This is a genomic window from Polyangium sp. 6x1 (assembly GCF_029946515.1).
Taxonomy (GTDB): domain Bacteria; phylum Myxococcota_A; class Polyangia; order Polyangiales; family Polyangiaceae; genus Polyangium.
Genome location: NZ_JARZHH010000007.1, coordinates 86,476 through 105,194 on the forward strand (window position 1 = coordinate 86,476; position 18,719 = coordinate 105,194).

Below are 18,719 nucleotides of genomic sequence, written 5' to 3' on the forward strand. Positions count from 1 at the left end.
CTCCTGCCGCGGCGCGGCGATGATGCGTTTCGGACGAACCGCGCGGGAGACGTGTTTCCATGGATGGCAAGCGTGACATGGTGGTCGGAGGGCTCTGGTGTGTGGGCGGCATCGTGATAACGGCCGCCACGTACTCGGCCGCCTCGGAGGGCGGTGGGAAGTACGTGATGGCGTGGGGCGCGATCATCTTCGGCGGGATCCAGTTCATCCGCGGGCTCATCCGGTCCATGAGCCGGGGCTAGATCGGGCGCGGGGGGCGGCTGCCCCCCGCCCGCCACGTCACTTCGGCTGCGATTGCGCGCAGAACCCGCCGATGCACTGGTTCTGGGGCGTGCCGCAGCAATCGGCGCCGGTCGTGCATTTCTCGCCGATCTCGGAGCATTTGCCCGCGGGGGGCGGGACGCAGGCGTAGTTGCCGCCGCCGTCGGGCTGGCAGAAGCCCGTGCAGCACTCGAAGCCCTGCGCGCAGGAGTTGCCCTCGCCTTTGCACGCTTCGAGCGACCAGTAGCCGCTCATGTTGATGGTCGAGAGGTCCTGGCCGCGGAGCAGGAACGCCGGGTGGCTCGGGTCCTTGCCGGGCGTCGGGTTCACGTCGATCGCCGCGACCCAGAGCTGCTTGCGATTCTCGTAGGTCGGGTTCGACGCCGAGACCATACGATTGCCGTAATCGCGCGGGCTGACGAAGACGACCCACATGTAGCCGCCGACCGCGATGGGGTTCACCGTCGGCTGGTAATTGATGCGGCGGTTCTTCTCGTCGAGGTAACCGACGCCGTTCGCCGCGTCGAGCGGGAGCTCGCCGAGCGCCTTGGCCACGTCGGCCATGTAGAGATCGTTCAGGCCGACCTGGTTCGCGCCGTACTTCGCGCGGCTGTAATCGCCCTTCTGGTAGAGGATCCATTGCGAGTCGGGCGAGAAGCTCGGGAACGCGATGGCGAGGTTGCCGGCGGCGACGATCTGGCGGCGGTTCGCGAGCGCGTTCGTCCCCGCGTCGAAATCGAAGACGTCGAGGTCCGCGCGCGAGAACTCGACGGGATAGCTGCCGGTGACGTTGCTGGAGAAGGCGAGGAGCTTCCCGTCCGGGGAGAACGCCGGGTCCGCGGTCTTGTCGCCGATCGCGTCGAGCTCGCTCGCGATGGGCGCGCCCGTGGTGGCGTCCTTCATGCGCATGCGGAGGTCGACGTCGTTTTGCACGGCGATCTTGCCGTCCGGCGTGAGCGCGACGAAGAGCGTCTGCGAATTGTACGACGAGACCTGGATGACCTGCGGCTCCGTCTGCGTGAGGTCGATCGTGCCCCAGGGGCTCGGCGCCTGGCCTTTGCGCTCGAAGACGGCGGCGAGGCGGCTGCCGTCCTTGCTGACCACGTGGCAGGCGACGCAGCGCTTGTTGTTCACGCCCTGCGACCAGGGAGGCTGGTACTGATCGTAATCGGGCGGCGGCGGCGTGCCGAGCTGATCGTACGAGCCCGAATCGAAGACGACCGACGGGTTCGCCGATCCAGGCGAGATCTTCATGAGCTGGCCGGTGTTGACGGCCCAGTAATAAATGGATCCGCGCAGGCTGCCCTGGGCGATCGACCAGGTCTGGCTCGCGGGCGCGTACGCCTTGCCGCCCGAGAGGCGCGAGACGGAGACCTGCACGGGCTCGCCCGCATTCGAGGCCGCGAGCTTGCCCCAGAAATCCTCCGCCATGAGGAAGCCCGACGGCGGATCGGCCTTCACGTAAAACTTCGCATCGACGTACGATTGCTGGAGATGGACGAGCCACGCGTCGCCCGCCGCGCCGCCATTCCACATGATCTCGGGCGCGAGGATGCCCCGCGCGAAGACGGTCTTGTCGTAGGGATACACGATCGCGCCCGAGGGGCCCGGATCCGGCGCGTCGAAGGCCGCCTGTTCCTCGGGCGTGAGCCCGCCCGCGTTGTCCACGAACGCCAGCTTGACCGTGACGTCCGCCGACGCCGTGAGCCCATTCGAGCTCGCCGTCACCTTGCCCATGCCGCCCACCGTGCCCGTCGGCGAGAGCTTGCCCGTGTCGAGGCCGACGAGCGCGACGTCCGGCCGATCGAAGGTCCAATCGGCCGACACGATGGCGGTCGTCTGGTCCTGGAACGTGGCAATGGCCTTGAAGTCGACGGGCGTCGCGACACCATTCTGCACGACGATCACGCTCGAAGGCGGATCCACCGTGAGCGAGACGACCGGGCCATGATCGACGAACAGGCCGTCTTCCCCGGCGTCGGGCGCGCCTCCGCCCGCGCCGCCGGGCCCCGCGGCGCCCGTGCCGCCGCCGCCCGCGCCCGTCGGGGTTTCCCCGCCTCCTCCGCACGCGTACGCGGTGATCGCCGCGAACATCACGAGCCAACCCAATCCAAGCGAGCGACGCCTCATCTCCAAAGACCTCCGTTCTCGACGCTATCATGCGCCGAGGACGGCCGGGCGGCTCGTCTCGCGCTACAGTGGCGGAATGCGCCGTCGAAACGTCCTCGTCCTCGCGCTCGTCACGCCCGCGCTCGCCGCGATCGGCTGCGATAAGAAAAACACCTCCGGCGAAGCTGCGGCCGCCCTCGCCGACTTTCCCGACAAAAAGCCGTCCGCGTGGATCCACGGCGCGCCCGCGCCGCTCGAAGAGGCCCGCGGCAAGGTGGTGCTCGTCGAGGCCTGGCACCCGACCTGAAGCGCGTGCCGAGCGTCCGTGCCCGCGGTCCTCGCGCTGCACGGACGTTTCGGGGCCCGCGGTCTGCGGGTCATCGGCGTGGCGAGCTTCGATCCGGACGACGCGGAGGCCGAGCGCAAGGCCGCCGAGGAGGCCGCGCGCGAAGAAAAAATGGACGCCCCCACCTACCTCGACGCGCGCGGCGAATGGTCGAAGACGGCCGGGGTCGTCGATATCCCGGCCTTCCTCGTCCTCGGCCCTGACGGCCGCGTCCTCCACCGCCGCCGCGGCAAGCTCACGCAGGGCACCGAGGAATTCGCCGAAATGGAACGCGCGATCGAGCGAGCGCTCTCGGCCGGCTCCCCCTAATCCGAGTCGCGCGCCACGACCAGCCGATCGTGCTGGATACGACCGTTCCGTTTGTGCGCCAGGTGCTGCGTGACCACCTTGTCGCCGGCCGCGTAGGTGCGCACCTCCGTGAAGGCGACGGCTTCGTCCGTCTCCATCTCGTCGATGATGTCCGTGCTCTTCACCTCGCGATGCCACCCGCCGACCGGGTCCCGCAGGAACTCGTCGCGGAGCTGCTTCAAGATGGCCTCGCGGCCGTGCACGACGATGGGGTGCGCGGGCGGGTTCAGGCTCGAGACCTCCTCGAGGATCGCGTCCTCGGCATAAAGGTTCGCGAGCGCCTCCACGTCCCGCATCTCCAGGGCGTGGCGAATCTGCTCCATGAGGGGCTGCTCATTGACCTCTCGGCGACGGATCGAGCTCTCCATGAATGGCTCCCTGGTGCGTGCCTTCTGGTTTGTCGATGGGGCTCTGGGGGGTATGGGGGCGGCAGCTCGGCTTGTCGAGCGAGAGCCCCCATCCCTTGCACTTGACCGCCGGGTGTTCAGTGACCAAAAACATCACTTTGCTCGCCCAGGCTGGACGCGTCATAAGAAGTGACCATGGTGCAATCGCCCTCCACGGTCGTGCTCGGTGACGTTCACCTGACCCGCTCGGTGCCGCGGGCCGTGTCCGAGGACCTCGCCCGCCTGGTCGACGCACACCCGGGCGCGCGAATCGTGTGCGCGGGCGACCTCTTCGATCTCTCGGCCGATCTGCCCCGCCTGCCTTTGCCGCGCGCCGTGGAGGCGGTGTTCGAGGCGCATCCGGCCGCCAAAGCCGCGTTCGGCCGTCACCTCGCGCGAGGGGGCGAGCTCTGGCTCGTGAGCGGCAACCATGACGCGGCCCTCGGGCTGGACGATTTCCGCAGCGCCCTCGTGACGGCGCTCGATCCGCCCGCCGAGGCGCTTGCGCGGCTGCGCACGACCCCCTGGTTCTTTCGCGAGGGCGACCTCCACATCGAACACGGCCACCTCTACGACCCCGACAACGCCCCGGCTCACCCGCTCGTCGTGGGCGAGGCGAGCCTCGGCGTCCATTTCGTGGAGCAATTCATCGCGCCGACCGGGGCCTTTCGCTACCTCAACATGAACGACGAGACGCCCCTGAGGCTCTTCCTCTCGGCGTTCTCGTTCTACGGCCCGCGCGCGCCGTACGTGATCTATCGTTATTTCCACGCCGCGATTCACGCGATCCTGCGCAGCGGGCGGACGTATCAGCGGCGCGCGGAGGACGAGGCGCCGCTCGGCGAGGAGGAGGCCGCTCGTTTCATCGCGGAGCTCGGCATTCCGCCCGAGCTCGTGGGCGCGATGCTGCCGCTCGGCGCGCGGCCGACGATGGCCAGCTTGAGCCGGACGTTCTCGCGTCTCTATTTCGATCGGGTGCTGTCCACGCTGGCGATGAGCGCGGGGCTCTCGGCGGCCGCGCTCGGCAAGAAGCGGGCGGGTGGAGCGGCGTTCTCGATCGGCGCGCTGGCGATGACGCTGAGCTGGGCGCGCGGGCACAACCGTTATGCCGGATCGGTGGCCGAGCAGCTCGCCGAGGGCGCGACGCGGATCGCGGATGCGACGGGCGCGCGGCTCGTGGTCTTTGGCCACACGCACCGCGAGGCGCTCACGGAGCGATATGCGAATACCGCGAGCTTCGCGTTCCCGCGGAATGCGCCCGGGAGGCCGTACCTGGAGATCGAGCAGACGTACGGGGTGCCGCGCGCGGTGCGGCGGTATTTGCCGACGCAGCCGAACGAGGCCCGCGCCTAGAACATCGATCGGTTCAAGAACCGCTCGATGTTCTAGGCTTCTTTCGTCCCGAGGGGGACGCCTCGCGTCCCCCTCTCGGCCAGGCAAAGCCCGGCCGATTCACCCCCCGAGGCGAGCTCGCTTCGCGATCTCGCAGAGCATCGAACTGTTCGATGCTCTAGCTCGCGCCTACTTCGCCGGACCGGCGTGCGCCTGGATCACGGCCTCGACGAGATCCACGACGATCCGCGTGTCCTCCTCGCGGAGCGCCTCGTCATCGCCCGCGCACGCGGCCTCGACGCGCGCCCGGAGGTCCGCCCGCAGCACGAGCCGCGCCCCGCCGCAAGCGCGGCAGACGAGCCCGCCGGCGAGCGCATCCAGGCATGCGGGCGCCTCCGCCGGGCAGACGCGGTCGCAACGCACGCATCGATCGAGCACCAGGCCAAAGCCCACATCCGCGAGCAAACGCAGCCCCGACGTCGCGAGCTCTGCCTCGGGCGAGCGCGCGGCCGCGGGCGTGTCGAGCGCGTCGAGCAGCTCGTTCACCGTGGCGAAGAGCCCTGGCTCGCGCGTGCCGGGCGGCGCCACCGAGCGAACCCAGCGAAGCGCCCTTCCTGCGGCTTCCAGACGATCGAGCGCGGCGACGATGTGCATGCGCGGATGCGCGATCGCGGCCTCGCCGAGCACGGCCAGATCTTTTTGCTCGCGCTCTTCGAGGGTCACGCGGAGCAGGTGCATCGGCTCCAGCGCGACGAGCCGCTTGTTCGTTCGGCGCGCCGATCGCGCGACGGCCGAAACGATCCCCCGCGCCTCGGTGAAAAGCGTGACGATGAGATCGGCCTCGCCCACGGGGACCCGCCGGACGAGCAGCGCTTCGGTGCGCAGGATCTTTTTGAGGAGGGCGCTTCGGCCCCGGGGGCGCCTGCTTGGCTCGGTCACGCTCCCAGCATAACGCGTTCCACGAGCGCACCCAGGGGGGTTTGGGGGGCGTCTCGGCGCCCCCCATCGTGACTAAACCAGGGGGGTTTGGGGGGCGTCTCGGCGCCCCCCATCGTGAGAAAGCTCCGGGGGCATATCATGCCCGCGCGGCCGCATCACGATGCTGAGCGCAAGCGTGAACAGGATCAGCAGAAGCACGAAGGCCATCGCCACGCCAAAGCGTTTGCCCTGCGAACCTCCGGCCGGGGAGGCAATGGGCATTGGAGTGACCACGGCGACGCGGCGGCTCGCGGTATAACGGGCGAGCACCTCTTCCACGGGGAGGTAAACGGCCCGCGCGTAGGCGCGGAGGAATCCCCGGACGAACACTTCACCTGGCAAATCGTCGAAGTGATCCGCCTCGATTCGCTCGATCGAGGGAACGGGAATGCGGGTGGCGCGGGAGACTTCCTCCACGCTCATTGCCCTCGTCTCACGGGCATGTCTCAGGTAGCGGCCTATCGACTCCATCCCTACTTCACCCGTTCATTCAATCAATCGATTGGATTGACTCCCTTTTGCACGTTTCAAACAAGCCGCGCAAAGACTCATTGCATCGATCCGAGTTCCGCCGCGCAACGTTTGCCGGCCACTGTCGCCGGGGCCACGTCGCGGCATCGTTCGAGATCTTCCCGGGCGAGATCTTGCTCCCCGAGCTTCTCCGCCACGCGAGCGCGGGCGGCGAACCCCTCCTGGAGGTTCCGACACTGAGGTTTATCCGTCTCGAGCGCTTTCGTAAAGGCCTCTCGCGCAAGCGCAAGCTCGCCTTTTTTCTCGTACGCCAGCCCGAGCCGGTAGTTCCCTACACAAAACATGGGCTGCGCCGCGAGAGAACGCCGAAGCGCATCGATCGCCTCGTCGACGCTCCCACGCGAAAGATATGCCCAACCAAGATTTCCCCAGGCTTGTTCCGGGGAAGCATAAAGAATGTCCTCGGCCAGCGGCTTGAGGACGGCGACGGCTTCGTCGTACTTTTTCCGATGTACGAGAATCACGCCGAGCGCGTTCTTCGCGTCACGCAGCTCGGGCGCGGACTCGAGCGCGGCGCGCGCGTGGCGCTCCGCCTCCTCGAAACGACAGTCGGTCGACGTCTCGTCCGCCGCGCAGAATGCCAAGAGAATGACGGTGGCGAGGTAGTGCGCGTCGGGGTTCGTTTCGTCGATCCGGATCGAGGCCTGCGCATGGCCGAGCGCCTCGCGCAGCCGCCCGCCCTCGAACGCTTCCCGCCCGAGGTCGTACTCGGCCCGCGCCTTCGCGTCGACGCCGTCCACGCGCTCCTGCGCGCCGCTGCACGCGGGCCCGAACGTGAGCAGGACCGGGAGCAAGATCGAGCAAGCGAGCGCGGCGGGGCCGCGCATACGCGACCAGACGCCTCTCTTCTTGCCCGTTTGCCCCTGGATCATGCGTCCTCACTGATCGAGATGCCCTTGTTTCGTAGGAGAAGGGCTCTCCCGATCCGCCCCCGGGCTCTGCCCGAGGCCCAAATCCGGGCTTGGCGCCCGGGAAAACTTGGGTAACCCAGGCTGGAAGAAGCGTCAACCCGCAAAAGACGCCCGGGAGGGGGGATCGGGACAAAGAAACACGCCCGCACAAGGAAGAAGTGGGCAAAAGGCCCACCGCGTGTTATGCGCGACGTTTTTTTTCGTTCTTTTGAGGAGAAACGTTCGGCTTGGAGCGCCGTTTCGGCTCACGCCTCGCTCGAGACTTCGTCCTTTTGTCCGAGCAGCCCGTAGAGCTTGCGCAGGCCCTCGATGTCCGGGACCTCGAGCCGCTCGTCGGCGACGCGGATGTACTGGCCCTCCCGGAGCTTCTGCACGCTGCGCTTGACCGTGTCGACGTCGAGGCCCACGCGCGTCGCGAGCTCCATCGGCGAGACCGAGAAGACCGCGTTGTTGCCCCCGTGCTCGCGCGTCTGCTGCGCGAGCTTGAGGAGCGCGCTCACGATCTTCGACTGCACGTCCGTGAGCATGATGAGCTCGATCTGATCCTCGGCGTCCCGCAGCCGGCGCACGAGCTGCTTGACCATGCGCGAGGCGATGCCGGCGTTGTGCTCGAGCAAGTTCTGCAGCGTCGCCTGGTCGATCGCGAGCGCGAGGCCCGCCGAGAGCGCGACGGCCGTCGAGGAGCGCTCGGCGCCGGGCAAGAGGGCCGACTCGCCGAAGAGGTCGCCAGGCTTGAGCACCATCAAGCTGCGCTCGGCGCCGCGCACCTTCTTGATGAGGCGCACGCGGCCCTCCTCGAGCAGGTACGCCTCCGTGCCGGGCTCGCCCTCCCGGTAGATCACCTCGCCGGGCTGGAAGCTCTTGCCAAAGCGCGCGATGAGCACACGCGCCGCCTCGGTGGCCTCGGGATCTTCGTCGGGTAGGTCCATCCGGACGCGAGTCTACCTAGCCGGGCCCGCCCGATGCCATCGGCTTCGCGTCGGGTGGACGGACGTAAAGCGGCTCGACGATCTCCGGGTCGAAATCGCCGCCCGCGAGGACCCGGCCGAGCGCGACCCGCCCCACGGCCGCCGCGTCAGGCAAGTCGGTCCCGGGGGATCGGAGCACGAAGGCGGCGAGCGCGGGATCCTCGGCCGCGACCTCGCCGACGACACGGAGGAGCCCGCCGGATGGGAGGGACGCGCCCGGACCCGCGAGCACGAGCGCGGCCACGTCGGCGCGAGGGACGTGCCGCGGCGCCCAGCAGACGGCGCCGCTCGCGTCGAAGGCGGCAAGGAAGAGCTCCTGCTTCTTCGCGTCGAGGGCCGCGACGACGACGTCGTGGGGTCCTGCCCTGCCGCTCGCGAAGGCGTCCGCGGCCATCGCTTCGAGCGATCCGATGCCGACGAGCGGCGCGCCGAGGCCGATCGCCATGCCCTTCATCGCGGCGACCCCGACCCGCACGCCCGTGAACGAGCCGGGACCGATGTCGCAAGCGAAGGCCTCGATCGACGCTGCCGAGACGGAGGCCGCGGCGAGGGCGTCCGCGGCGGCGAGGAAGATGCGCTCGGCGTGGCCTTCGAGGTCCGTGTAGACGGACGCGCCGATGAGCTTGCCACCGTCGAAGACGGCCGCGCTGCCGCGAGGCGTGGAGGTGGAGATGGCGAGGAGCCTCATGGTAAGCTGGATCCGCGGGGGTTTGGGGGCGTAGCTCGGCTTGTCCGAGCGCAGCCCCCAAGCGAGAACTGGGAACCGGGAACGTGGGCGCGCGGGCGTTGTCCTGCAAGGCGGACACTACGAGCGCAAAGGCGCGAGGACAACCGGGATGGCACGCGACGGATCCAGCACGACGTGGGTGATGCAAGGAGCGGTCATCGTGTCGATCCTGGCGCACGCGTCGCTGATCGCCGCCGCCGGGCTGCGAAAAGAGCGCGCGCCGGAAGACTTCGCCCCGCCCGTGGATACGTGGGCCGGCACGACGTCCGCGCCGATCGGAGGCGAGCTTCACGAGGTGGACGTGACCGGCAGCGAGGTCGGCGGCACGCCGAGCCCGCCCGAAGCCCCCGCGCCCGCCCCCGCCGCCCCGAGCGAGCCACCCGCAGCCGCCCCGAGCGAGCCCGCCGAGCCGCCTCCGCCGCCCGCGCCGCCCAAGGTCGATCCGCCGAAGCCGAAGGCCGATCCGCCCAAGCCCAAGGTCGACCCGCCGAAGCCGAAGGAGCCGAAGGAGCCCAAGGAGCCGAAAACGGATCCGGAGGAGCAGATCCCCCCCTCCGACGAGTCGATCCCCCCCTCCGGCGAGTCGATCCCCCCCTCCGACAAGTCGATCCCCCCCTCCGACAAGCGATCCCCCGTATCCAAAAACACATTCCCCCGCACCAAAACGACGCCCCCCGTGTCGAAAAACACATCCCCCAGCTCCGGCGACACCTCCCCCCCGGGGGAATCGTCTCCGGGAGGCGGGGGCTCGTTCGGCGCGGAGGGGGTGCCCTCGGTCCGTGACCTGGGGCGCGCCTTCACCCGCGCGCTACCCCCAGCCTGCGACGCGGACAAGACGTGGGCGAAGCTCCCGGTCGGCAGCGGCGGGTCGATCGAGGTCGCCGTGGTCATCAGCGAGGAAGGCAAGATCACAGGCGTCGAGCCGCTCGCGCCGAACCCGCCCGCGCACCTGCTCAAGGCCGCGAAGAACACCGTGACCCTGCTCCGCGGCGGGACCTTCGCGCTGCAAGGAAGCTCGGTGACCGCCGGCAAGCAGATCCTGCGTCTCTCGGTCGAGCTCAGCGACACGACCCCGCCCGAAGATTCGAGCGGCGCCGGCGCGTTCGGCCTGGCCTCACGCTGGGAGGGCAAGCGCGGCGTCGCCTCGTTCACCCAGACAAGCGGGCGTCACGTCGAGATCACCGTCGAGTTCCTGCGCGTCGTGCTGTGATGACGCCTCGCTGGGGCTTTGCCCCAGGCCCCACCAGGAGCTGTCCGCTCCTGGACCTGGACCAGCGCAAGCGCTGGACTCGGGGTCGATGAACTGCGCTCCGCGCAGTTCATCGAACAGGCCAGGTCAAGACCGCAACCGACCCTGCTTACCAAGACAGCAGCGCTGACGGCTCAACGGGCAACGCTCTACCAACGGCCTGTTGGAAGAACTGCGCGCAGCGCAGTTCTTCCACGAAAGGTCCAGGGCTGGCCCTGGTTCGGGTCGAGGGGCGAACAGCCCCCGCGGGGCTCGGGGCAGAGCCCCGGCGCGGCGGCTTCGGCGGAGACTCGCTTGCGACCCAAGGGGACGGCTTTACGTGCCGTCCATGACGTCCTCCGCGCTGGCCCTCGCGCTCGGCTTGGCCCTCGTCCAAGGGGTCCCGGCTTGCAGCAACCGCGCCGATGCGACCACGCATGACGGTGCTTTCGCGCCGGTGGCTGTGGCGGCGTTGCCGCCGGCTCCGCCGGGGGAGGCGGGCGTTGCGCTCGACATCTCGGCGCTCGTCGAGCAGGTGCGACCGACCGTGGTGAGCATCGCGGCCACGCGCGGGGCTGAGGAGCGCGGCGACCCGCAGCGCGTGCGCGCGGGCGGGACTTCGCGCTCGATCGAGCGGTCGCTTGGCTCGGGCTTCATCGTGAGCCCTGATGGGCTCGTCGTGACGAACTCCCACGTGGTGCACGGCGCCGAGCGGGTGCGCGTTCAGCTCTCGGATGGGCGCGAGCTCGAAGCCTCGCTCCTCGGTGAGGACGAGAAGCTCGACGTGGCGCTGCTTGCGCTGCGTGGTGCGACGGGCCTTGCCGTGGCGCAGTTCGGGACGAGCGAGGCGCTCCGCGTGGGCGACTACCTCGTGGCCATTGGCAGCCCGTTCGGGCTCCGACACACGGTGACGCTCGGGATCGTGAGCGCGAAGGAGCGCGTGCTTGGGGTCGGGCCCTTCGACCACCTCATCCAGACGGACGCGAGCATCAATCCTGGCTCGAGCGGCGGCCCGATCTTCGATGGGCGCGGGCGTGTCGTCGGCGTGAGCACGGTCATCCATGCGCGCGGACAAGGCATCGGCTTTGCGATCCCGATCGACGACGTGCGCGCGGTGATCCCGGAGCTGCGCGACGTGGGGCACGTCTCGCGCGGCGTGCTTGGCGTCGCGTTCCAGGGGATCACGTATGAGCTCGCGCGCGCGCTCTCGTTGCCCGGGCCGACGGGCGCGCTCGTGACGGATGTGGAGGCGGACGGGCCGGCGTCGAAGGTGGGGATCGAGCCGGGCGACGTGATCCTGTCGGCGGACGACCAGCCGATCGCGCAGGCGGCGGAGCTCGCGCGGATGCTCGGGCATCGCAAGCCTGGCGAGTCGATGCGACTGTTGATCCGGCACGGCACGGACGAGCGGGTCAAGCGTGTGGTGCTGGCGAAGCCCGACGCCGAGGAGACGCAGGCGCCGAAGCCGGAGGACGTCGGCCCGCGCAAGACGATCGGCGTGTCGGTGAGTGACGCGCTCGGCGGCGGGGCGCGCATCGACGGGCTCGATCCGCGTGGCGCGGCGGCGGGCGAGCTCGAGGTGGGTGACGTCGTCGTGGAGGTGAACGGCAAGCCGATCGAGCACGGCGCGGACTTCTTGCACGTGGTCGACAAGGCGAAGCGGCCGGGGACCTTGCTCGTGCGGCTGCGCCGCGACGGCGAGGCGCTCTACGCGGCGGTGCGGGTGGAGTGAGGCTCAGCCGCCGGGCGCTTCGAGCCTCCGGCGGATCGAGCGGAGCAGCGCGTCGACGGCCGGCTTGTAGCCGAAGGTCGGCTGCACCGGTGAGCTCACTTTGTCGGCGCAGATCGAGGCGACGACGGCCTGCGTGCCGAGCTCCTTCATGACGGCGAGCGGGCGCGTGGCGGGCGCGGCGCGGCCGAAGCGCTGCGTCGCGCCGTAGCTGCCGTCGGGCGCCTGGCAGATGGGGTTCGTCGCGGCGTCCACGCCCGCGCACTCGCAGTCGGGCTGGCCCGTGCACTCCTTGGGCACGCGCAGCGGGAAGATGCACGCGTACTGGAGGTCGTCGCGGGACTCGATCGTGCGCTCGTGACCGTTCATCGGGTTCTCGAGCACGCCCGCCGAGGGCGGCGCGAGCGGGACGCCCGTGAGCGGGTGGAGGCCTTGCCGCGGCTCGATCGAGGGGATCATCAGCGGATCGGCGGGCGGCTCGCCGGCCTCGGGATCGCCGAGGACGAGCGACCAATCGATCTCCGTCGCGGGCAAGACGCCCGTCGCGAGCGCCTTGGGATCGACCGCGACGTCCTGCCACGGCACGCCGAGGATGCCTGCGAAGAAGACGAACTCACGCGGGCGGCCGCTTTCGAAGAGCGGGTTCTTCACGACCTCGCCGGCGTCGTTCGAGACGACGTCGCTCTGGAAGCCGTCGACGTACCGCGAGGTCGGGTAGAGGAAGTCGATGCCGAAGCGACGCTTCTGATCGAAGCAGCGGAGGTTCAGAGGATCCTCGATCGCCGTGAACTGTGTGGTGCACGCGGGATCGAGCTCCGTGTCGAGGCAACCGACCGGAATGGGCTGCGCGCACGAGAGGCAGCAGGGATCGTTCGGGTTCGACGCGCATGCGCTGCGGGCGCGCGGCATGCGGAAGGGTTTGCCATCGGTGCCCGTGCCCTGGTTGACGGCGAAGTACTGGCCGCCGTCGCGCGTCGAGCAGTCGTCCTCGTCCGTGAGGAGCAGGACGGCGACGACCGAGTCGGGGCGGAGAAAGTCTTTGCGTTGCTGGAGCAGGACGTCGTCGACGCCGCTCGGAACGGCCTTGTTTCCTTCGAGCGTGATGTCGAGGTACGGGTCGGGGTCGACGAGGAAGCGGTAGATGCTCTCGAGCTGCGCCTCGAAGCCGCAGCCCTTCGTGCTGACGCCGCCCACGATCTCGGCGAGCTTCGCGCCGAGCGCGCCGAGATCCGCGTCGCCCGGCGGACTCTGCGCCTGGCCGGGATCCCACGCGAGGAAGCCCTTGTTCTCCCACGTGGGCACGGCGCCGCCGCTCGCCGCGCGGGTGAGCAGCCGCGCGCGATCGTTGGCCGACGGGTCGAAACTCGTGCTCGCCGGGCTGCAGATGTCCGCGCCGTGGCCGCCGATGCTCGTGGAGATCACGCCGATGTGGATGTCCGTGACAGGCGCGAAGTCCCGCACGCCGATGGGACACGGGTCCTCGGGGCTCGCCGTCTCGGCGACGATGGTGCCGAAGCCGTTCACGCACGCGGGGCGCGTGAGCCTGTCGAGCAGGTAAGGCAACGTCTCGACGAGCAAGCCCTGCGCGGCGTCGAGGTTGCGCGAGTTGTCCACGACGAGCAGGAGATCGAGCTTCTTCGCGCGCGCGGCCGCGGGGGGCGGACCCGTGTCGATCGGCGGGACGGAAACCTCGCCTTCGTCTTCGAGGGTGAGGTCGAGGGCCGCGCGACCCGCACATCCGAGAGGGAGGGCCGCGGCGAGCACGAACGCCGCGGCTCGGTTCCACGAGCGCATGATGCCCCTGAGGCTACATGCTCGCCCGGGAGGCTGCTACGTTAGCGCCATCATGGGAGCATCCTCCCGACCCACTTGCCCTCAGTGCGGCCGCGAGGCCGTACTCGGGCCCGAGAACCCGGCGCGGCCCTTCTGCTCGGCCCGGTGCAAGGTGCTCGACCTGGAGCGCTGGCTCACGGGTGCCTACCGTGTACCAGGCCCACCCGTCGACACGAGCATGCTGGAGGGCGAGGGGACGCGCAGGGAAGACGACACCGACGAACCGAAGGGAGACGAAGAAACGTGACGACGAAACGCACGACCCGGCTCGCCGGGCTCACGGTCGCCTCCGCGGTCTTGCTCGTATCCTTGGCTTACGGAAGGACCGCAGACGCACAGGACATGTCGGCCGGAGGCCTCGCGCCCCCGCCGCCGATGGCGCCCGCAGCCAGCCAGGCGCCGGCGTCGGAGACCTCGCAAGACCTCGACGACGCGAAGAAGGGTGACTCGGGCCGCGGCCTCGAGTGGTTTTACCTGGAGGCCGAAGGCGGCTTCCAGCACCTCGGCCTCCGGACGTTCAACGTCGACGAGGAGAGCTTCAGCGCAGGGTTCATCGAGACGCAGGCGAGCGGCCCGGTGATCGGCGCGGGGCTCGGCTTGCGGCTCGTGTTCATCACGATCGGCGCGCGCGGCCGCGTCGGGTTCTTCAACACGTACGACGTCTTCAGCGTCGGCGGCGAGGTCGGCCTGCACCTGCCGCTCGGCAACCTGGAGCCGCACTTCGAGCTCGGCGGCGGCTACACGGCGCTCGGCAGCTTCAAGAGCGCGCTTCAGAACGGCGCGGCGGCGACGGCCCTGGAGAACACGCAGATCCACGGGTTTTACGTGCGCGGCCAGGCCGGGCTCGACTACTACGTGACGCCCATCTTCTCCATCGGCGTGAGCGCGAGCGCCGAGGTCCTCGGCCTCACGCGCCCGGGCCTCGATCCCTCGAAGGTCACGGAGATCCAGAGCGACCCGAACCTCACGTCCCTCCAGCAAGCCCGCGCGGAGGTGCTCAAGGCCGAGGGGTCGAGCTACGGTGCCGCGGTCACCGGCACCGCCGTGCTGGGGCTCCACTTCTAGAACGTTGCTCGCCCTCCAGATCCTCATCGGCCTGCTCGCGCTCGCGGCGCCCGTGGCGCTCTACGTGGGGTTCGCCTCCCGCGGCGAGCGCCGCCCGTCGAGCCCGCGCTCGGTCGTCGCGACGTTCGCGCTCGGCATGCTCGCGTGCGTCCCGGCAGAGCTCTGCGAGCGCGCGCTCACGGGCCTGCTCGGGCCGCGCAAGCTCGGCGTGGGGATCGATCTCGCGGCGCTCGTGTACGCCTACCTCGTGGCCGCGCCGCTCGAAGAGGGGCTCAAGGTCGCCGCGGCGACGCCGGCGTTTCGGCTGCGCGTGGGGCAACATCGGCCGTTCGACGCGATCGCGTACGCGACGGCCGCGGCGCTCGGGTTCATGACGCTGAAGAGCGCGGTGTTCCTGATCGGCCACCCGTTCTCGCTGCTCGCGCCGGCGCGCACGACGCTGACGACGATCACGGCGACGTGCCTCGCGACGTGGTGGGGCTTCGCGCTCGGCCGCGACGGGCAAGGCCGCATGGGCGGCGGCTGGTTCAACGGGGCCTGGGTCCTCGCCGCGGCAGGCAACGCGATCGCGCATCACGTCGCGTTTGCCCGAGGGCCGGCGTCGGTGCTCGCGACGATCCCGATCCTCGTGGTCGCCAGCGTCATCGCGTGGCTCGCCCTGCGCGACGTGCTGCAGCGAAGCACGGAGAAGCCGAAGGTCGAGCCCCGCGAGCGCGAGCAAGAGCCGAAGAAATCGCGCCGCCTGGCGCTCGCGCCGCCCTCGCTCCGCGCGATGCGCGAGGCGCTCCGTCGCTCGGATCGGGGCATCTCGTTCTTCTGGATCGGCCTCGGCATGCTCGTCACGACGGGCGTGATCACGGCGATGCTCGTGGGCGCGGTGGTGCTCGGGCGAAGGTTCGGCTTCGAGTTCGCGGCCATCGATCGCGACGCGTCGAACGCCATCGCGCCGCTGCTCCTCCTGGCGAGCGCGGCGCTGCTCTCGTTCCTGTTCGCAGGGTGGATCGTGGCGCGCGCGTCGGCGGCGCGGAGCGTGCTCGAGCCGGCGATCAGCGCGCTTTTGGCGATCATCGGGACGATCGTGCTGCTCGGGCTCGCGGCGCCGGTGGCCGTGGTGATCGCCCTGGCGTGCGCGCCGCTCGCGTTCGGGCTCGCTTGCCTCGGGGCTTGGCTCGGGCTGTCGGACGCTTAGACCGAGCAGAGCGCCGAAGGGTTCGGCGCTCTAGAACATCGTCGCCCCCGCGGTCACGCGGTGGCGGTCTCGTTTTCGTGGCCGAGCTCGGTTTGAAGCTCCTTCAAGAGCTCCTGCGCGCGGGCCGAGATCTGCTTCGGCACCTTCACCTGCACGACGATCTGGAGCGAGCCGCGGCCGCGTCCATCGACGCGCGGCATGCCCTTGCCGCGCACGGTGATCACCTCGCCGGGCTGCGTGCCGGCGGGGATCTCGACGCTGACCTTGCTCTCGTCGGGCAGCTCGATCTCCGACGTGCCGCCGAGCGTCGCGCTGGCGAAGGACACGACCGCGCGCGTCACGAGGTCGGCGCCGTCGCGCTCGAAGCGCTCGTCGGGCTGGAGGTCGACGTCGACGTAGAGGTCGCCGGAAGGGCCGCCGAGCGCGCCGGGCATGCCTTGTCCAGGCACGCGGAGGCGCTGGCCGGCGTCGATGCCGGCCGGGAAGTTCACCACGACCTTGCGCGACTTCTCGACCGCGCCGGCGCCGTTGCACGAGGGACACGGCGTCTTCACGACGGTGCCTTCGCCGCGGCACTCGGGGCAGGTCTGCGTGAACATGACGAACCCGCGCGCGGTGGACACCTGGCCGGCGCCCTCGCACGTGCCGCACGTCTTGCGCTTCGTGCCGGGTTTGGCGCCGCTGCCCTGGCACTCCTCGCAGGCGACGGGCGTCCGCAGCACGACCTCGCGCTTCGTGCCCGTCATCGCCTCGCGCAGCGTGAGGCGTTGCTCGACGCGGAGGTCTTGCCCGCGCGCCGGGCCGCGCTGACGACGTTGCCCGCCGCCGGCGAACCCGCCGCCGCCGAAGCCGCCGAACAGCTCGGAGAAGATGTCCTGGAAGTGCGTGAAGATGTCCTGGCCGCCCATGTCGGGCATGCCCTCGACGCCGGCGTGACCGAAGCGGTCGTACCGAGCGCGCTTCTGGTCGTCGGACAGGACTTGATAGGCCTCGGTGGCTTCCTTGAAGCGCGCCTCGGCCTCCTTGTCGCCCGGGTTCCGGTCCGGGTGGTTCTTGAGGGCAGCCGCCCTGTACGCTTTGCGGATCTCGTCGGCCGAAGCTTCCTTCGACAGTCCGAGGACCTCGTAATAATCCCGTTTTTGACTCATGATCGCGGGCGACAGGGACGCCCCGCACAGGTCGCAGGGCCGTGAGACGATAAGTCGCCCCTAGGGGCTGTCAACCAAGCGAGCGCGGTCGCTTGCCCAACGTGAGGGGCTCCGGTCGGCCCTGAGCCGATTCTCCGCTGCGCGGAAAATCGTCGGGCCTTCCTCTGCCCCCCACACCCCCCGCCCGCTCGCCTCCACTTCGCGGAGCTCCGTTGCGGCTCGCGCTCGAACTGGGAGGGCAGTCACCGTTCCTGGGATTACTGGCCCCGACGCTGGAAGGCGGGCGTGTCCCAGTCCGCGTCGAGCGGCGGGACGAACGTCGCGCGCTCGCGCGAGGGCGTGCCCGAGGCGCCCGACGAGAGCGACGCCGGAGCCTGCTGCGGGGCCGGCGCGCCGCGACCGCCGCGCACCGTGTAGGCCGGCTCCTCGCGCTGCGGCTGCGGCGCGCTGCGCTGCGGCATCGAGAGCGGCGGCGGGGTCGAGCGCGAGGGCCCGCCCGTGAGAGCGCCCGAGAGCGCGCTCGAGAGCGACGGCGCCGTCGAGATCGGCATCGCCTGCGGCGTCCGCGCGCCCGTCATCATCGCGCCCGAGGCATGCTGCGCGGCGTCGGCGCCGATGAGGTCGAAGCCCGTCGCGATGACGGTCACCTTGATCATGTCGCCCATCGTCTCGTCGATGGTCGCGCCGAAGATGATGTTCGCGTCCTCGTGCGCCTGCTCCTGCACGAGCGTCGCGGCCTCTTCGATCTCGCGCATGCGCATGTCGGGGCCGCCGACCACGTTGATGAGCACGCCCATCGCGCCCTCGACGGAGATGTCGTCGAGCAGCGGCGAGGTGATGGCCATCTCGGCGGCGAGGCGCGCACGGCCTTGGCCCTTCGCGCAGCCCGTGCCCATGAGCGCGCGGCCCATGTTGCTCATGACCGTCTTCACGTCGGCGAAGTCCACGTTGACGATGCCGTTCTGCGTGATGAGATCGCTGATGCCCTTGATCGCCTGGTAGAGCACCTCGTCGGCCTTGCGGAAGGCGTCCACGAACGAGAGCTCCTCGTCGCCGAGCGTCAGGAGCTTCTGGTTCGGGATCGTGATCAGCGTGTCGACGTGCTCGGAGAGCATGGCGAGGCCCTGCTCGGCACGACGCGCGCGCTGCTTGCCCTCGAAGAAGAAGGGCTTCGTCACGACGCCGACGGTGAGGCAACCTTCCTCGCGGGCGAGCTGCGCGATCACCGGCGCTGCGCCCGTGCCCGTGCCGCCGCCCATGCCCGCGGTCACGAAGACCATGTCGGCGCCCTGGATCAGCTCCTTCAGGCGCTGCACGTCCTCGAGCGCCGCCTTGCGGCCCTTCTCGGGATCGGCGCCCGCGCCGAGGCCACGGGTGACGTTCGAGCCGATGTGCACCTTGATCGGCGCGATGCTCGCCGACAGCGCCTGGGCGTCGGTGTTCACGACCTGGAACTCGACCCCTTCGAGGCCGAAGTTGATCATCGTGTTGACGGCATTGCCGCCCGACCCGCCACAGCCGATCACCTTGATCCGGGCGTCGTAACCCGCGTGCTCGTCGGCAAACTCGATGGAGAAACTCATGAAACGCCTCCCGGGATTTCTTTCCGGCCGCTCGGGGCCAAGGGAGC

Annotated in this window: 19 protein-coding genes; 9 read left to right on the forward strand and 10 right to left on the reverse strand. The window is 69.9% G+C overall.

From position 1 onward, the window contains the following. Positions 1-59: 59 nt before the first annotated feature. The gene (locus QHF85_RS09960; RefSeq protein WP_281326872.1) at positions 60-242 is read left to right on the forward strand and encodes a hypothetical protein; all 183 of its coding nucleotides are present in this window, start codon (positions 60-62) and stop codon (positions 240-242) included. Between the two features lie 37 nt (positions 243-279). Here the strand turns inward: QHF85_RS09960 and QHF85_RS09965 are convergent, their stop codons facing one another. After that, positions 280-2,391, reverse strand: a complete 2,112-nt coding sequence (locus QHF85_RS09965; protein ID WP_281326873.1) for a hypothetical protein — start codon at positions 2,389-2,391, stop codon at positions 280-282. A 76-nt stretch (positions 2,392-2,467) separates the two neighbouring features. Here QHF85_RS09965 and QHF85_RS09970 point away from each other — a divergent pair, with 76 nt between their 5' ends. Together QHF85_RS09970 and QHF85_RS09975 are read left to right on the forward strand one after the other, a co-directional pair. Beyond that, complete coding sequence (locus QHF85_RS09970) at positions 2,468-2,677, forward strand: hypothetical protein (protein WP_281326874.1); 210 nt, start codon at positions 2,468-2,470, stop codon at positions 2,675-2,677. Between the two features lie 18 nt (positions 2,678-2,695). Further along, positions 2,696-3,025, forward strand: a complete 330-nt coding sequence (locus QHF85_RS09975) for a hypothetical protein (RefSeq protein WP_281326875.1) — start codon at positions 2,696-2,698, stop codon at positions 3,023-3,025. Here the strand turns inward: QHF85_RS09975 and QHF85_RS09980 are convergent. Further along, the gene (locus QHF85_RS09980; protein WP_281326876.1) at positions 3,022-3,432 is read right to left on the reverse strand and encodes a nuclear transport factor 2 family protein; all 411 of its coding nucleotides are present in this window, start codon (positions 3,430-3,432) and stop codon (positions 3,022-3,024) included. The genes QHF85_RS09975 and QHF85_RS09980 overlap by 4 nt on opposite strands. A gap of 174 nt (positions 3,433-3,606) precedes the next feature. Between QHF85_RS09980 and QHF85_RS09985 the strand changes: the two genes are divergently transcribed. After that, positions 3,607-4,803, forward strand: coding sequence for a metallophosphoesterase (locus QHF85_RS09985; protein WP_281326877.1), 1,197 nt, complete (start codon positions 3,607-3,609; stop codon positions 4,801-4,803). A 168-nt stretch (positions 4,804-4,971) separates the two neighbouring features. Here QHF85_RS09985 and recO read toward each other — a convergent pair whose 3' ends face one another. The 5 genes from recO to tsaB all read right to left on the reverse strand — a co-directional run bounded on the left by recO (position 4,972) and on the right by tsaB (position 8,858). Next, on the reverse strand, positions 4,972-5,721 hold the full coding sequence (recO, locus tag QHF85_RS09990; RefSeq protein ID WP_281326878.1) for a DNA repair protein RecO: 750 nt from the start codon (positions 5,719-5,721) through the stop codon (positions 4,972-4,974). A gap of 72 nt (positions 5,722-5,793) precedes the next feature. Further along, complete coding sequence (locus tag QHF85_RS09995; RefSeq protein ID WP_281326879.1) at positions 5,794-6,231, reverse strand: helix-turn-helix domain-containing protein; 438 nt, start codon at positions 6,229-6,231, stop codon at positions 5,794-5,796. A gap of 77 nt (positions 6,232-6,308) precedes the next feature. After that, positions 6,309-7,163, reverse strand: a complete 855-nt coding sequence (locus tag QHF85_RS10000) for a tetratricopeptide repeat protein (protein ID WP_281326880.1) — start codon at positions 7,161-7,163, stop codon at positions 6,309-6,311. Between the two features lie 284 nt (positions 7,164-7,447). Then, entirely contained in the window at positions 7,448-8,131 is a 684-nt protein-coding gene (locus tag QHF85_RS10005; protein WP_281326881.1) for a Crp/Fnr family transcriptional regulator, read from the reverse strand. 16 nt (positions 8,132-8,147) lie between these two features. Continuing rightward, the gene (gene tsaB, locus QHF85_RS10010; RefSeq protein ID WP_281326882.1) at positions 8,148-8,858 is read right to left on the reverse strand and encodes a tRNA (adenosine(37)-N6)-threonylcarbamoyltransferase complex dimerization subunit type 1 TsaB; all 711 of its coding nucleotides are present in this window, start codon (positions 8,856-8,858) and stop codon (positions 8,148-8,150) included. Positions 8,859-9,006: 148 nt separating this feature from the next. Here tsaB and QHF85_RS10015 point away from each other — a divergent pair, with 148 nt between their 5' ends. Together QHF85_RS10015 and QHF85_RS10020 are read left to right on the forward strand one after the other, a co-directional pair. Continuing rightward, positions 9,007-10,107 carry a hypothetical protein gene (locus tag QHF85_RS10015; RefSeq protein ID WP_281326883.1) on the forward strand — a complete coding sequence of 367 codons (1,101 nt, stop codon included), beginning with the start codon at positions 9,007-9,009 and terminating at the stop codon, positions 10,105-10,107. Positions 10,108-10,474: 367 nt separating this feature from the next. Beyond that, positions 10,475-11,857, forward strand: coding sequence for a trypsin-like peptidase domain-containing protein (locus QHF85_RS10020; RefSeq protein WP_281326884.1), 1,383 nt, complete (start codon positions 10,475-10,477; stop codon positions 11,855-11,857). A 3-nt stretch (positions 11,858-11,860) separates the two neighbouring features. Here QHF85_RS10020 and QHF85_RS10025 read toward each other — a convergent pair whose 3' ends face one another. Next, positions 11,861-13,648 carry a hypothetical protein gene (locus tag QHF85_RS10025; RefSeq protein WP_281326885.1) on the reverse strand — a complete coding sequence of 596 codons (1,788 nt, stop codon included), beginning with the start codon at positions 13,646-13,648 and terminating at the stop codon, positions 11,861-11,863. Positions 13,649-13,700: 52 nt separating this feature from the next. Here QHF85_RS10025 and yacG point away from each other — a divergent pair, with 52 nt between their 5' ends. The 3 genes from yacG to QHF85_RS10040 are packed head-to-tail and all read left to right on the forward strand — an operon-like array spanning position 13,701 to position 15,941. Continuing rightward, a complete protein-coding gene (gene yacG, locus QHF85_RS10030; protein ID WP_281326886.1) occupies positions 13,701-13,934 on the forward strand; it encodes a DNA gyrase inhibitor YacG in 234 nt (77 codons plus the stop codon). After that, complete coding sequence (locus QHF85_RS10035; protein WP_281326887.1) at positions 13,931-14,752, forward strand: hypothetical protein; 822 nt, start codon at positions 13,931-13,933, stop codon at positions 14,750-14,752. Before yacG ends, QHF85_RS10035 begins: the two co-directional genes overlap by 4 nt. Positions 14,753-14,756: 4 nt before the next feature. Next, the gene (locus QHF85_RS10040) at positions 14,757-15,941 is read left to right on the forward strand and encodes a protease PrsW (protein WP_281326888.1); all 1,185 of its coding nucleotides are present in this window, start codon (positions 14,757-14,759) and stop codon (positions 15,939-15,941) included. 53 nt (positions 15,942-15,994) lie between these two features. Here the strand turns inward: QHF85_RS10040 and dnaJ are convergent, their stop codons facing one another. Both dnaJ and ftsZ read right to left on the reverse strand, forming a co-directional pair. Beyond that, positions 15,995-17,089: a molecular chaperone DnaJ gene (gene dnaJ, locus QHF85_RS10045; protein WP_281326889.1), complete on the reverse strand. Its 1,095-nt coding sequence runs from the start codon at positions 17,087-17,089 to the stop codon at positions 15,995-15,997. Positions 17,090-17,346: 257 nt separating this feature from the next. Beyond that, entirely contained in the window at positions 17,347-18,672 is a 1,326-nt protein-coding gene (ftsZ, locus tag QHF85_RS10050; protein ID WP_281326890.1) for a cell division protein FtsZ, read from the reverse strand. Positions 18,673-18,719 lie beyond the last annotated feature (47 nt).